16 protein-coding genes are annotated in these 14,090 nt (G+C 55.6%); 7 read left to right on the top strand and 9 right to left on the bottom strand.

What is annotated here, in order from left to right:
- The first annotated feature begins 199 nt into the window (after positions 1 to 199).
- From DXU84_RS23895 to DXU84_RS23885, 3 genes are read left to right on the top strand one after another with little or no spacing between them, the layout of a single operon-like run.
- Positions 200 to 1,042: a MetQ/NlpA family ABC transporter substrate-binding protein gene (locus DXU84_RS23895; RefSeq protein ID WP_013576029.1), complete on the top strand. Its 843-nt coding sequence runs from the start codon at positions 200 to 202 to the stop codon at positions 1,040 to 1,042.
- 11 nt (positions 1,043 to 1,053) lie between these two features.
- Positions 1,054 to 2,208 (top strand): methionine ABC transporter ATP-binding protein, encoded by a 1,155-nt coding sequence (locus tag DXU84_RS23890; RefSeq protein ID WP_015690110.1) that lies wholly within the window; start codon positions 1,054 to 1,056, stop codon positions 2,206 to 2,208.
- The gene (locus tag DXU84_RS23885; RefSeq protein WP_013576027.1) at positions 2,189 to 2,845 is read left to right on the top strand and encodes a methionine ABC transporter permease; all 657 of its coding nucleotides are present in this window, start codon (positions 2,189 to 2,191) and stop codon (positions 2,843 to 2,845) included. The genes DXU84_RS23890 and DXU84_RS23885 overlap by 20 nt, the downstream gene beginning before the upstream one ends.
- Positions 2,846 to 2,881: 36 nt before the next feature.
- Here DXU84_RS23885 and DXU84_RS23880 read toward each other — a convergent pair whose 3' ends face one another.
- Together DXU84_RS23880 and DXU84_RS23875 are read right to left on the bottom strand one after the other, a co-directional pair.
- Positions 2,882 to 4,195, bottom strand: a complete 1,314-nt coding sequence (locus DXU84_RS23880; RefSeq protein ID WP_153376773.1) for an FAD-binding oxidoreductase — start codon at positions 4,193 to 4,195, stop codon at positions 2,882 to 2,884.
- 223 nt (positions 4,196 to 4,418) lie between these two features.
- On the bottom strand, positions 4,419 to 5,060 hold the full coding sequence (locus tag DXU84_RS23875; protein ID WP_228389055.1) for a substrate binding domain-containing protein: 642 nt from the start codon (positions 5,058 to 5,060) through the stop codon (positions 4,419 to 4,421).
- Positions 5,061 to 5,228: 168 nt separating this feature from the next.
- Between DXU84_RS23875 and DXU84_RS23870 the strand changes: the two genes are divergently transcribed.
- From DXU84_RS23870 to DXU84_RS23860, 3 genes are all read left to right on the top strand, one after another.
- Positions 5,229 to 5,399, top strand: coding sequence for a hypothetical protein (locus DXU84_RS23870; RefSeq protein ID WP_228389054.1), 171 nt, complete (start codon positions 5,229 to 5,231; stop codon positions 5,397 to 5,399).
- 29 nt (positions 5,400 to 5,428) lie between these two features.
- Positions 5,429 to 6,298 carry an NmrA/HSCARG family protein gene (locus DXU84_RS23865; protein WP_112152196.1) on the top strand — a complete coding sequence of 290 codons (870 nt, stop codon included), beginning with the start codon at positions 5,429 to 5,431 and terminating at the stop codon, positions 6,296 to 6,298.
- Between the two features lie 237 nt (positions 6,299 to 6,535).
- Positions 6,536 to 6,889 (top strand): MmcQ/YjbR family DNA-binding protein, encoded by a 354-nt coding sequence (locus DXU84_RS23860; protein WP_112152197.1) that lies wholly within the window; start codon positions 6,536 to 6,538, stop codon positions 6,887 to 6,889.
- Positions 6,890 to 6,998: 109 nt separating this feature from the next.
- Here DXU84_RS23860 and DXU84_RS23855 read toward each other — a convergent pair whose 3' ends face one another.
- The 7 genes from DXU84_RS23855 to nac all read right to left on the bottom strand — a co-directional run bounded on the left by DXU84_RS23855 (position 6,999) and on the right by nac (position 12,405).
- Positions 6,999 to 7,736 carry an amino acid ABC transporter ATP-binding protein gene (locus DXU84_RS23855; RefSeq protein WP_013576021.1) on the bottom strand — a complete coding sequence of 246 codons (738 nt, stop codon included), beginning with the start codon at positions 7,734 to 7,736 and terminating at the stop codon, positions 6,999 to 7,001.
- 12 nt (positions 7,737 to 7,748) lie between these two features.
- Positions 7,749 to 8,498 carry an amino acid ABC transporter permease gene (locus DXU84_RS23850; protein ID WP_013576020.1) on the bottom strand — a complete coding sequence of 250 codons (750 nt, stop codon included), beginning with the start codon at positions 8,496 to 8,498 and terminating at the stop codon, positions 7,749 to 7,751.
- Between the two features lie 4 nt (positions 8,499 to 8,502).
- Positions 8,503 to 9,198: an amino acid ABC transporter permease gene (locus tag DXU84_RS23845; RefSeq protein ID WP_013576019.1), complete on the bottom strand. Its 696-nt coding sequence runs from the start codon at positions 9,196 to 9,198 to the stop codon at positions 8,503 to 8,505.
- 50 nt (positions 9,199 to 9,248) lie between these two features.
- Positions 9,249 to 9,998: an SDR family oxidoreductase gene (locus tag DXU84_RS23840; RefSeq protein ID WP_013576018.1), complete on the bottom strand. Its 750-nt coding sequence runs from the start codon at positions 9,996 to 9,998 to the stop codon at positions 9,249 to 9,251.
- 133 nt (positions 9,999 to 10,131) lie between these two features.
- Positions 10,132 to 10,914 (bottom strand): LamB/YcsF family protein, encoded by a 783-nt coding sequence (locus DXU84_RS23835; protein ID WP_112152198.1) that lies wholly within the window; start codon positions 10,912 to 10,914, stop codon positions 10,132 to 10,134.
- Positions 10,911 to 11,342, bottom strand: a complete 432-nt coding sequence (locus DXU84_RS23830; RefSeq protein WP_153376772.1) for a biotin/lipoyl-containing protein — start codon at positions 11,340 to 11,342, stop codon at positions 10,911 to 10,913. The genes DXU84_RS23835 and DXU84_RS23830 overlap by 4 nt, the downstream gene beginning before the upstream one ends.
- 139 nt (positions 11,343 to 11,481) lie before the next feature.
- Positions 11,482 to 12,405 carry a nitrogen assimilation transcriptional regulator NAC gene (gene nac, locus DXU84_RS23825; RefSeq protein WP_013576015.1) on the bottom strand — a complete coding sequence of 308 codons (924 nt, stop codon included), beginning with the start codon at positions 12,403 to 12,405 and terminating at the stop codon, positions 11,482 to 11,484.
- 369 nt (positions 12,406 to 12,774) lie between these two features.
- On the opposite strand from nac, the gene DXU84_RS23820 reads away from it, so the two are divergent.
- Positions 12,775 to 13,980 (top strand): pyridoxal phosphate-dependent aminotransferase, encoded by a 1,206-nt coding sequence (locus DXU84_RS23820; protein WP_037035530.1) that lies wholly within the window; start codon positions 12,775 to 12,777, stop codon positions 13,978 to 13,980.
- Positions 13,981 to 14,090: the final 110 nt, after the last annotated feature.

Here is a 14,090-nt window from a genome sequence, read left to right as displayed (position 1 = left end):
GAAGCAAATTGGGGAAATGGCAATTGAAATAACACTTAGCATTTTTATCGCTTTACTATCCCATTTCGGTTATTCATTTCAAGAATAACTATCATTAAAACAATATTATAAAGAAATAAGCCGATGGGTATACTCGCCAAATTCCTGCACGGAAACACAGCCCGGAGCAGGCATCTCATCACACTTTTGGGGATAGCGTATGCGCAAGACATTCAACAAAACAAAGACCCGTATTCACCGTGCTGTTTTACTGGCCGCAACCTCGGCAGTGATCATTTCCGGCAGCGTGCTGGCGCCGCTGAGTGCGGCACAGGCCGCCGATAAAACCACGGTTAAGGTCGGAATTATCAGCGGGGAGGACGAAGATGTCTGGCGTGAAGTGGTCAGACAGGCCGCAGCAAAAGGTCTGACGGTAAAACCGGTGATTTTCAACGATTACAACCAGCCAAATGAAGCCCTGCAAAACGGCGAAGTGGATGCCAATGCCTTCCAGCATCAGCCTTTCCTCGATAACCAGATCAAAGTGAATCACTACAACATCGTGCGCGTGGGTGATACCGCTGTGTGGCCAATCGGGTTGTACTCTAAAAAAGTAAAATCTGCCGACCAGCTGAAAGAAGGGGCGGTGATTGGCGTGCCGAATGACCCGGCGAACGAAGCGCGCGGGCTGATCCTGCTTCAGCAATCTGGCGTGATCAAACTCAAACCGGGCGCCGGTATTTTCGCCACTACGGCGGATATCACTGAGAACCCGCGCCACGTCACCATTAAAGAGCTGGATTCCGGCATTATCGGCCGCTCCGTGCCGGATCTGGATGCTGCGATTGTGAACACCGACTGGGCGCTGAAAAGTGGCCTGACGCCTGCGGATCGTATCGCGCAGGAACCGGTAAAGAATAATCCTTACAACAACTTCATCGCGGTGAAAACTGAAAATGTGAATGCGCCGTGGGTGAAAACGCTGGTCAGTTCTTACCAGAACGAGGCTGTCAAACAGGTGTTTGATAAGGTCTATAAAGGCACCGGCGTGACGGCCTGGTAAGGATGTAAAGCATGACGATCATCTCTGAAACCGGTGCGCAGTTCACGGCGACGTCTTCAGAAAAAGCCCCTCCACGCCCGGCTAACGCCGGGCAGTTTGCCGGTGGCACTCTGAAAACGCATCAGGATGAGGTGCATGACGTCGTGCGCCTTGACCATGTAAGCCGTCAGTTCGGCACAATTCAGGCGCTGAAAGATGTCTCGCTGACGGTCCGGCGGGGCGAAATCCTGGGCATTATTGGCCGCAGCGGTGCGGGGAAATCCACCCTGATCCGCTGCCTGAACGGACTGGAACAGCCGGACAGCGGCGTGATTGAAATCGAAGGCCATGCCATCACCGGCCTGAGCGAGAAAGCCTTGCAGTCAGTGCGCAGCCGCGTGGGGATGGTGTTCCAGCATTTCAATTTGCTGTCGGCCAAAACGGTTGAGCAGAATGTCGCGCTGCCATTGAAAATCGCCGGATACGACAAGGCACGGCGTCAGGCGCGTGTCGCCGAACTGCTGGCGTTGGTCGGGCTGGAAGATAAGGCAAAGAACTATCCGGCGGCGTTGTCCGGCGGTCAGAAACAGCGCGTCGGTATTGCCCGTGCGCTGGCAGCCAGTCCGGCACTTTTACTTTGCGATGAAGCGACATCGGCGCTCGATCCTGAAACCACGCGTTCGATTCTGGCGCTGCTGCAATCCCTCAATCAGAAACTCGGCATCACCATTTTGCTGATCACCCATGAGATGGAGGTGATTAAAAAAATCGCGCATCGCGTGGCGGTGATTAATGGCGGTGAAATTATCGAAGAGGGGCCGGTGTGGCAGGTGTTTGCGCATCCGCAGTCCGCGCTGACCCGTACGCTGTTACAGGGATTATTGCCGCAACTGCCGGAAGCGCTGGCTGAACGGTTGTCGCCGGTACGTCAGGGCGAGGCCATTTACAGCGTCCAGTATGCGGAGCAGGGGCGGCAGGGCGAAATACTCACTCAAATGGCGACGGCATTACCGGGCAAATTCCGGCTGATCCAGGGCGGCGTGGATCATATTCAGCATTATGCCGTTGTGCGTTTCTTCTTCTCAGTGCCGGTAAACGATACGGCATCTGAGCAGGTTGTTTTAGACTGGCTGCGACAGCACCAGGCCACCGTGGAGCTGACAGGTTATGTCTCCGGTAATGATTGATTTACTGATTAACGCCGTCGAAGAAACGTTACTGATGACGGCAATTTCCGGCCTGTTCTCGCTGATCGCGGGTTTGCCTCTGGGCCTGATTCTGGTGATGAGCAGTCCCGGCGGCATTGCCGAAAATCGCTGGGTTAACCGCTCGCTCGGGCTGGTGATCAACGGTTTCCGTTCTCTGCCATTTATCATTTTGCTGGTGGCGCTGATCCCGGTAACCCGTTTTCTGGTGGGCACATCGCTCGGCACCTGGGCGGCGATTGTTCCGCTGTCGATTACCGCCACGCCGTATTTCGCCCGCGTGGCAGAAGTCTCGCTGCGCGACGTGGATCGCGGACTGACTGACGCCGTTCGCGCGATGGGTGCCAGTAAACTGCGTATTGTCTGGGACGTGCTGATCCCGGAAGCGCTGCCCGGTATTTTGTCCGGATTTGTGGTCACGCTGGTGGCGTTGATTGGCGCATCGGCGATGGCGGGCGCTATCGGCGCAGGCGGACTGGGTGATCTGGCAATCCGTTACGGTTATCAGCGTTTTGAAACAGTGGTGATGATAGAAGTGATCGTTGTGCTGATTGTGATGGTTTGCGGCATTCAGTGGCTGGGCGATCGTATCGTGGCGCGCGTCGATAAACGTCATTAAAAAGCCGGTTGTGCGGCGACCGGCTATGTTCAGTCTCTACAACTCGCTGCGTGAACGCCAGCGTTCACGGGCCATAAATCCTTTCACACCGACATCCAGGAACGGGCGCGGTGGCAGATAACTGGCGCGTCCGATGCCCTGCATATCGGCCAGCAACGGATTGTCCTCTCCCAGCGCATGTTCCGCCAGCAACCGCCCGAACGCACTCTGCTTGGAACTGCCGGAACCATTACATCCCGCTGACGAATACACGTTCGGCGCAATATTCCCCCATACCGGCGCGCCGTTGCGCGTAATGCTGATCAGCCCCGACCAGGTGTACGCCATATTGACGTCCTGTAACTGCGGATAAATACGGGCAAATAATGCCTGATGGCGGCGGGCATGACGGCCGGTTTCTACCGCACGGGTCACCAGACCTGGCGTAAAGTTGACGTGCTCACGGATCAGGAAGCGATGGTCAGAGGTATAGCGCAACGTCGCACCCGCCAGTGCATTCACCGGCGTCGAGCCCCACGGCGCAATATCACCGATAAGCTGACGTTGTGCGGGTGACAGCGGTTCAGTCAGTGTTGCAAACGTCGACATCGCGAAGACGTTGCCTTTGAACAGCGGTAACCCGCGTGCTGCACCATTGATCGCCAGCATCAGTTTACCGGCACGCACTTCGCCGTGCGGCGTTTCTGCATGAATAGTGCCCTGAGTGTCAATCTGCAACGCAGGTGAGTTGGCATAAACCGTGACGTTTGCCGGCAACGTGGCCACCAGCCCGCTGATCAGCGCCGCCGGATTCACCAGAATACAGTTGGGCGTGTACACCGCGCTGCGGTAAAAACCGGTGCCCAAACGCTGACGGAGTGCGGCTCTGTCCAGCAGCTCAAAGCTTTCGCCGAGCGTGGTGAGTTCCTGCTGATAATGCGCGATTTCACCGTCAAACTGCGCACTCACGGCGCAATGGTATTTGCCTGAATTCAGCCAGTCACACGCAATATCATGCTGATCGACGGTCTCTTTCAGATGATGCAACCCGTACTGTAAAAGACGCCGGTACGCATTGGCGTGTTCCAGCTCAGCCGATGTGCTGCCGACGGTATGCGGTAAATCAATCACAAAACCCGAATTACGGGCCGAAGCGTTATCGGCCACGTCGAGCGCCTCGAGTACCACAACATGCTCATGCGGCCGAAGCTCGGCAATACGACGGGCAAATGCCAGCCCGGCAAAGCCTGCACCAATCACCAGCCAGTCTGCCGTGACTTTTCCACGTAAAGCCGGATGGCGGGGAATATCACCCCGCAGCGCCGCCCAGCCGTTAATATTTTGATCAAGAGGTAAATGTTTAATTTTCATTGTCTGTCAGGTGGTTATCCCGGGTGCAATGATCCTAAGGGATAGACGTATAGATGTCTAATGCGGATTAATGCTATCAAAAGAAGGTGAGCTGAATACTGCACAGATAGCGGCTGAATCTGGTCGTCTGCTACCCCCTGAGAATTTTGCCGGTGACCGGTCGCCTGTCTCCGGAAGTTGGCTATGAAATCCTCATGTTGCGCGAAAGAAAAAATTGAGAGCGCTATCCGTTGAGAGCCAGAGACATGTCCGGGTATCGGGCGCACAGGAAATCGACGAATGCGCGAACTTTTGGCGCAGCAAGCCGCCTGGAAGTATGCAAAACCCAAAGTTCCCGCTCTGCCCCCGACACGATGCCCCACTGAACTAAATCGCCGCGGGCAAGCTGGTTCCATGCGATGGATTGCGGAATGAGGGCAGCCCCACCGCCGGCGATTGCCGCATCGCGGACCATCAGTAACGAAGAGAAGCGCAATTTTGGGATCGGCTCCAGGACCAGTTGCCCGCCATCGAGACTCCAGTGGGCAGGCTGGAAACTCGACGTTACGATGCCGGGCACTGGCCTGATTGCGCCGGGGAGTGGCCTGATTATTTCAGGTGCGGCCACGACAACCAGCCTGTCTTTGGCGAAACACCGTCCGACTAAATTGCTGTCGGGGCTTGGGTTGATGCGGATTGCGACGTCAAATTGTTCCTCGACCAGATCTACCATGCGATCTTCCGCCACGATTTCAATTTCAATTTCCGGGTAGGCCGCACAGAATTCGGCACCAATGCGCCCCATCGCAAGCTGGGAAAACAGCACCGGAGCGGCGACACGCAAACGCCCGCGAGGCGTCGAAATACCATCACCGACCGCCGTCATGGCTTCGGTCACCTCACTCAGCAGGCCTTCAGTTATGAGACAAGGTGTCTAAGTTTTAGGATCTTTGTTTTTTAATTGCAACGGAATATTGTCTCGTTATCAGAACTTGCTACGAGGAACTGCAATGAACAACTTACAACGCGCCGTACTGATTGGGGTCTCTGGTTTATGAATAAGCCCGATCCGGTATTACTCGGGAAGCTGGCCAACGACGTCGCCAGCGGCACGCTACAGTCCAGAATTGGCGGCGTAGTGGGCTTCGCTGATATTCCCAACGCAATCGAACGTAATCGTACCGTTTCACGGACCGGTGAGGTCGTTGCGGATTTCTCACGTTAACCATTATCACTATCTTGCAGGAGTTAAATATGAGCATTCTCGTTACCGGTGCCACGGGCACCATTGGTTCACTTATCATTCAGGGTCTGGCTGACGCTGGCGCCGGGGTCAAAGCCCTAGTACGCCAGGCGGGTAAGCGCGAGTTTCCGGCAGGGGTTACGGAAGTCGTTGCAGACCTGACCGACGTCGCGTCGATGCGTGCCGCGCTGTCATCGGTACGAACGCTGTTTCTGCTGAATGCGGTTACGCCCGATGAGGTTACTCAGGCCCTGATCGCCCTGAACCTCGCCCGCGAGGCGGGCATTGAGCGTATCGTTTATTTGTCGGTGATCCATGCTGATAAATTCACCAACGTTCCGCACTTTACCGGCAAGCATACGGTTGAACGCATGATCAAAAGTCATGACATCCCCGCCACCATTCTGCGTCCGGCTTATTTCATGCAAAACGACCTGATGGTTCAACAGACGATTCAGAACTACGCGGTGTACCCGATGCCTGTCGGCTCGGCGGGCGTCTCAATGATTGATGCGCGCGATATCGCGGATGTCGCCGTGGCTGAGTTGCTGCGACGCGACAGGGCATCGTCTGCGCTGGATCCTGTCACGCTGGAGTTGATTGGGCCGCAACCGCTGACCGGTGCGTCCGTGGCGAAGATCTGGAGTTCAGCCCTGGGTCGCGAGATTACTTACGGGGGAGATGACGTCACCGCGTTTGAAGGGCAACTCGCCTCGTACGGTCCCAACTGGCTGGCTTATGACATGAGCCTGATGATGGCTGGTATTCAGACGTTCGGCATGCAAGCTGCTGAAGGAACCGCAGAACAGCTACAGGCTCTCATTGGACACCCGCTGCGCACTTATGAAGATTTCGTTCGCGAGTCTGTTGCCGGGAGCTAAACCGCGAGGCAAAGGGGCGGTTTACTGTCAGGCAGTACGCCGCCGAACAACCGGTAAACGTAACCCAGTCAGGCACTTGTTACCTTGCAGGCATCTTCTCAGGAGGATACGGTATGTACTGGGTTCGGCAGTTCCTCATCCGCACAGGTTTCACCCTGGATACGACTCTGTGCATACCCGCGCAGGCGCTGGAACGGGCTGGTCAGAACGGTATAAACCGACGATACGGGAGTGATTATGAAAAGAGAGTCGTTATTCAGGTACGCGCGGGAACACTATAATTCGGAGCCGGAATATCTCTGGCGTAACCTGCCGGATTATGCCGTGCTTCGTCATCACAATGGTGATAAATGGTTTGGTCTCGTGATGAATGTATCCGGTACCAAGCTGGGGCTGAAAACGGAAGATAAAGTCGACATACTTGAGGTTAAGGTCCGGCCGGAGCACATCGGCTCATTACGTCAGAAAGACGGCATTTTGCCTGCTTATCATATGAATAAAGAGCACTGGGTCAGTGTGATCCTTTCCGGACCGCTGTCGGCAGATGAAATACACGAGCTGCTTGCCGACAGTCATGAACTGACATGCTGATAATATATTCAAAGACAGAGATACCTATGCAGGCGTTATTTCTTAAGCCCCCTTTGATGGATAAGCTCTGAGCGGCAAGGCGCTGCAAAGGAATACGCCACGTGCATAATTAATGGTGCAATAAGTCACTTAAAAACTTCCTGGCACGCGGGTGTTGCGGATGATTGAAGAAGTTTTCCGGTTTGGATTTTTCCAGAATTTTCCCCTGATCCATAAACCAGATTGTGTCCGCCACGTCGCGGGCAAAATTCATTTCGTGTGTGACGCACATCATGGTCATACCTTCACGTGCCAGACTGCGCATCACATTCAGGACTTCACCGACCATTTCCGGATCAAGCGCCGACGTCGGTTCATCAAACAACATCACCGGCGGTTTCATGGCTAATGCCCGGGCGATGGCAACACGTTGCTGCTGCCCGCCGGAAAGCTGTGCCGGATAGGCATTGGCTTTGTGTGATAATCCGACACGTTCCAGCAGTTCACCCGCGTGCTTGCGCGCTTCCTGACGTTTCACGCCGAGCACCTTTACCGGCGACATCATGATGTTGTCCAGCACCGAAACGTGCGGGAAAAGATTAAAGTTCTGGAAGACAAAACCGATACGCGTGCGCAACTGATTCAGGCGGGTGCTGGTGCCATGAATATCCATGCCATCGAACAGGATCTGGCCCTCTTCAATAGGTTCCAGCCGGTTCACGGTGCGGATCAGCGTTGATTTGCCCGAGCCGGACGGTCCGCAAACCACCACGACTTCACCACTTCTAATTTCAGCACTCAGGTCGGTGAGCGCCTGATATTCGCCATACCATTTATTAACCTGATTAAATAAGATCATTGGTCGCATCGTCGTTCCTTATTATGATTGAGTCTTCAGCAGTGGAGCCTTCGTCATTTTCTCCGCTTCCGGCATCCGGTTCTGCCGTTTGCGCGTGATACGGGCTTCAAGCTTATTGGCCAGCCACGTCAGGCTGAAACAGATGATGTAATAGCCAATCGCGACAATCGCGAAGACTTGAAAAGGTTTGGTCAGCAGTTGGTTATTCACCTGATTAGCGGCAAAGGTCAGCTCCGGCACGTTAATGACGTAACCCAGCGTGCTGTCTTTAATGATAGAAACCAGCTGGCTGACCAGACTTGGCAGCGTGTTGTATAACGCCTGCGGCAGAATAATCAGACGCAGCGTTTTGAAATAACTCATCCCTAAAGCGCGCGCCGCTTCGTACTGGCCGCCCGGCAGCGCCTGAATACCGCCGCGCACGATCTCGGCGATATACGCACTTTCATAAATCACCAGCGTACACAGCATGGTGCTGAAGCCGCTGATGTTGTGACCGATTAACAGCGGAACACAGAAATACGTCCAGAACACCACCATCAGCAGCGGAATGCCGCGTAAGCCGTAGACCCAGCAGGCAGCGGGCCAGCTCAGCCAGCGGAAAGGCGATAAACGCGCCAGCCCGAGGAGAATACCCACCGGCAGTGCAAACAAAACGGCCAGCAGGGAAATCAGTAACGTACAAAGTATCCCGCCGAGCGGTCCCTGCGGATATTGCCCCATCAGGAACAGCATCCCGTTGTCGTGCAAAATCGTGAACATCTCGAGCATGTGATTACCTCGCGTAGGCCCGCTGGAACCGGCGGGCCAGCAACGCGCCAGCACCCATCAGCAGCAGAGAGAAGAACAGATAACCGGCAGAGGCCACCAGATACGATTCGAAAGTCCGGAACGTCTGGTTTTCAATATCACGGGTCACGTAAGTCAGTTCAGCTACGCCAATGACCATAGCCAGACTGGTGTTTTTGAACAGTAAAACGGTGTGGTTGAGCAGCGAAGGCAGCGCGTTGCGGATGCCTTGCGGTAAAATAACCGAACGCAGCGATCGGGTGTAACTCATGCCCAGCGCGCGTGATGCTTCGGTTTGCCCTTCAGGAATAGCGCGTAATCCGCTGCGGATGTCTTCAGAGAAATACGCCGCCTGACACAATCCGAGCGCAAACATCGAGAACAGAAACTCGGCGTTGAAATCGTTAATCCACATCTGCACAGATTCCGGCAGCAGCGTCGGAATGGCGAAATACCACATCATCAGCTGAATAAGCGTCGGCACATTGCGGTGATACGACACATAGGCGCGGACGAAATATTCGGCGGCGCGTTTGTGCGTCAGCCGGATGACGACCAGCAGCAGGGCAATACACATCGCGAGCAGCCAGGACCCCAGCGCCAGCTTGAGGGTGACAACCATGCCATCGACGATCATCTGCCCGAACTGACCGGTCAGGACTTTGCTGAAATCGAGCGTCATCGTATTTTCACCCTCCTGAATGGTTGAACTGTGGGTTTATAGGAAAAAGATCACAGACCTTCGCCGGGGCGCATGGTGGAAAGGCCACCGGGAACCTGCAACGTCGGGGTGATTTCGATGTTGCCGATGTTGACGGCAATCGGCGCAGAAACGGCAAACGCCACGCAATCGGCGATGTCTTTGGCTTCGGGCAGTTCAAAACCGTCAATGAAACGGCGGCGGGCTTCTTCGTGATCGCCGGAAACATTGCCGAAAATGTCAGTCGCCACGCGACCCGGGCAGATTTCAGTGATGCGCACACGCTTGCCGTAGCAGTCAACGCGTAGCTGGCGCGACAGGGCGTGAACCCCGGCTTTGGTGGCGTGATAAATCGAGTTGCCGCCGAAGTTATAAATCGCGGCAATCGAGGTGATGTTGATGACGTGGCCGCGATCGCGTTCCATCATGCCCGGCACCAGCAGGCGGCAAAGATGCAAAACGGCGCGCAGATTCACATCCACCTGCGTATCCACGGATTCTTCATCGGCGCTCAGGATAGAGCCGGGGCGGGAAACCCCGGCGTTGTTCACCAGAATATCCACGCTGATCTCGCTGCACAGGCGCGTCACCGCGTCGAGGTCGCTGACGTCGAGCGCATGCGGAATACAACCGGTGCGGGCGGCGAGGGCGGCCAGCTGATCGGCGCGGCGTGCGACAGCATGAACGGTGATCCCTTCCTGACAAAGGCGTTCGACAATGGCTTCACCCATTCCGGCCGATGCGCCGGTCACCAGGGCGGTTTTGTAATCTGAAAATGGCATTGCGACTCTCCTGTTAAACCGCCGGCTCCATCATGTTCTGCCGGTGGGTGTTTTCTGACTGTATCCAGTAATTCTCAGACGGTATAAGACATAAACCGTGTGAGGCGATAAGAGGGGCTTATAACAGCGTGTTTTACCCTGCCATCAGGCGGCGTTGCCGGGCTGGCGGCATCAGCGCGATGTCCATTTCGGTAATAATTTCCCGCAGCGTATGCACCATTTCGAGGGATTCCGGCGTATCGCCGTGAACCAGAATCGATGTCGCATCCACCGGCAACGTCACGCCGTCGATGCTTTGCACCGTGCCTTCGCGCAGCAACTGGCGGATGCGCGCGCGTACCTGCTCTTTGTCATGAATAACCGCGCCCGGTTTCGTCCGGCTGACCAGCAGGCCGTTGCTTTCATAGGCGCGGTCGGCGAGAAACGTACAAATCACCGGCAAATCCAGCGCCCGCGCCATGCGTTCGACGGCGTTGCCGGGCATCGTGCTGATGATCATTTGTGCATCGAAATTCTTCACCGCCTGCAATAACACCCGCGCCAGCCGGGCGTCTTCGGACACCATATTGCCCAGCGCACCGTGGAAACTCATGTGCGTCAGCGGGTAATCCGCCGCTTTCGCAAAAGCAGAAAGCGCGCCAAGCTGATAGGTGACGTAATGCGCCATCACCTCCGGTTCGATGTGCATCCGGCGGCGGCCAAACCCGGACAAATCAGGGAATCCGACGTGCGCGCCGAGATCTACCTGATACTTTTTCGCCAGCGCGACGGTTTTCGCCATAATCACCGCATCCCCCGCGTGAAACCCGCAGGCCACGTTGGCGGAGGTGATCAGCGGCATCAGCGCGGCGTCGTCGGCGATAGTGTAATCGCCAAAGCCTTCGCCGATATCGGCGTTTAAATCGATGTATTTCATGCGGCCAGCTCCTCGCGGCGTAAAGTGAAAATCTCCGCGCCGTATTCCACGCAGTCACCGTCTTCCACGGACAGGGATTCCACCACGCCCTGCACCGGGCTGCGCAGCGGCAGATAAATCACGCCGACTTTCAGCAGCCCGAGCAGCGCATCTTTCCCGACTTTTTCACCCGGTTGTGTGAACGGAATTTTGTTGAGCGGATGCTGTAACAACACGATGCCGGGGAAAGGTGCACACACCGCGTCGGGGGCGGTCAGCGCGGGGAGCGCAGGCGTTTCGTCCGGCATGCGGCATGGCGGGGAGACTGGCGCGTATTTCATGCTGATCCGGAAGCCGTTTCCGCTGAGTTCAATCTGGCTCAGGCCGGACTTACGCATCTTTCGTGCGATATCTCGCAACTCGCTGAGTGCTGGTGCTTTTTTTTCCATATCCTTCCCGTCGAAGAGAGAGTGTCCCCGCGCAATAACGACGACAAACGACCCGCTTTGCGGGCGGTAAAAGCACTCTATCGTGTCACTGCCGACGTCAGGAAAGAGGATTTCGCTTTGCGGTAATAAGGTGCGCTTATTACCCCACCAGCGTCAGTGGCCGGTTATCCACCGTGCGGCTGGCCATCAGCGACAGCAAAATCGCTTTGACCGCTTCGGCGGGCTGGGACAGCGGCAGATGGTCGGACATACAAAATGACAGCGCCGCCTGAATATTCGGTTTATCAATTTTCGCCATCCACGAATCCGAGGCTTTGAGCATCGCGCGGGCGGCGGATTCCGGCATGATCGTGCAGCCTAAACCCGCCGCCAGCGCGGCATTGAGGGTGGTTTGCGATTCGATTTCGCACTTCACGCGGTACGTCACAGCTTCATGGATAAACGCGTCGTCGATGACTTTTCGCATGATGTTGTAAATGCGCGGCAGGAACAGGTCATACTTTGCCACCTGCGCCAGACTGACGGATTTCAGCGGTTTGCTCAGCGCGTGCGGGCAGACGAAATACAACTCTTCTTTCATCAGCGGCATAAACCGTAATCCGTGAATTTCCCGGTTGCCGTAAATCACCGCCATATCCATCCGGCCATTCATGATCAGCTCGCTGAGCGTGGTGCCGAAGTTTTCATTGAAATACAATACGATGCCCGGATATTGCCGGTGGACTTCTTCCATCAGCGGCAATGCCAGTTGCTGTGCGGCGGTGCCCGGCGCAAGCCCGACAGAAACGCTGCCCGAAAGCGCCAGCGCCGAGCCGTCAATCGCGCTCTGGGCCTGATCGCACTGGCGCAAAATGGCCTGCGCGTGGATATACAAAATCTTGCCCGCTTCGGTCGGCGTCACGCCGCGTTTGGTGCGGATCAGCAGTTGCTGATTCACTTCGCCTTCCAGCGTCGCGAGTTGCTGGCTGAGCGCAGGCTGCGCAATGTGCAGGATATCTGCGGCCTGAGTGAGGCTACCCACATCGACAATCTTGATAAAATATTTAAGGCGGCGGAGATTCACGATGGCATCCTCATCACGGAAACAAGTGGTGTTATAAGTAATGTGTATGAAGCAAGATGAGTGCCAACACGCACTAACAGGCTGATTTATGTCCGATATCCGGTTTTCCTTCTGATTTACCCGCCGATTTATTCACTGTATAGCCGGATGTTTTCTGCCTTTGCGCAGCCTCCCGAATAATGAAAATCCCCGCCTGCACTGCGCCGGTGCAAATTGCCTGATTTGCGCGTTCAGCCATTGTTTTGTGTTATGTCACCACAACAAAGCGCTATTGGTCGGCGCGGTCCGTTCCTCATTACTCTTTCCCCTGAAGTGCCTCATCGCTGTCCGTCTTTTTACGTTCGATAAAAACAATGGAACCCCAGGACCATGCCTGATATCGCCGATCGCTTAAAAAATGTCTCTGTTTCGGCCTCCGTCGCCATGACGCAAAAGGCCCGTGACCTCGCAGCCGCAGGCGTGAACGTCATTGCGCTTTCTACCGGTGAACCGGATTTTCCGACGCCCCCTCATGCCACGGAAGCCGCCTACGCCGCCGCGCTCGGCGGTGATACCCGTTATCCGCCAACCGACGGAACCCCGGCGCTGCGGGCGGCCATTGCGCGTAAATTTCAGCGCGATAACAACCTGAATTACGACGTGAGCCAGATCCTCACCGCAGGCGGCGCGAAGCAAATTATTTTTAACGCGATGCTGGCGACGATTAATCCGGGCGATGAAGTGGTGATCCCGACGCCGTCGTGGATTAGCTATGCGGATATCGTCAAATTCGCGGGCGGTATTCCGGTGCCGGTGGCCTGCCCGGAGGAGAACAATTTCAAGCCTTATCCGCAGGACATCGACGCGGCGATTACGCCGAAAACCAAGTGGCTGCTGCTGAATTACCCGAGCAATCCGACCGGTTCCGTGGCAACCCGCCAGGAATTGCAGGCGATGGGCGAGGTGATGCTGCGCCATCCGGGCGTGTGGATCCTGACCGATGACATTTACGAACATCTGATTTATGACGACGTGACGTTTTATACGCTGGCCGAAGTGGAACCGCGTTTGCTCGATCGCGTGCTGACGGTCAACGGCGTGTCGAAAGCCTATTCCATGACCGGCTGGCGTTTAGGTTTTTGCGGCGGTCCGCAAGATCTGATTAAAGCCATGAGTAACGTGAACACGCAAAACAGCGGCGGCGTCACCACGCTCACGCAGGCGGCGGCGGTCGCGGTGCTTAACGGCCCGCAGGATTTACTGAAAGAGCGCGCCGAAATCTACCGCCAGCGCCGCGATTACGTGCTGGAGCGGTTAACGTCCGTGCATGAACTGCGCTGTCATAAACCGCAGGGCGCGTTCTATCTGTTCGTGAACATTGAAGGCTGCATCGGGAAAACCACCGCAGGCGGGCGTCACATCAATAGCGATGCCGATTTCGTGATGGCGCTGATCGAAGAAAAACACGTCGTCACTGTGCAGGGCGCGGCCTACGGCATGAGTCCGTATTTCCGCATTTCGTATGCGACCAGCATGGAAGTTTTGCAAGACGGCTGCGACCGGATAGCAGCGTTTTGTGCGGAGCTGAAGTCATAACGTCTGAGTCAGAAGCATAAAAAAACGGGCCTTTCTGGCTAATGCCGATCGTTTAAGGATCAGTTGACCGATCCGGTGGCTCGTGTAAAAAGGGTTCATGCTCATCATGG

This window comes from Rahnella sp. RcJ3 (genome assembly GCF_009498575.1).
Lineage (GTDB): Bacteria > Pseudomonadota > Gammaproteobacteria > Enterobacterales > Enterobacteriaceae > Rahnella > Rahnella aceris.
The sequence above is the reverse complement of the archived record's forward strand: the minus strand, read 5'-3'. Positions and strand labels throughout refer to the sequence as shown.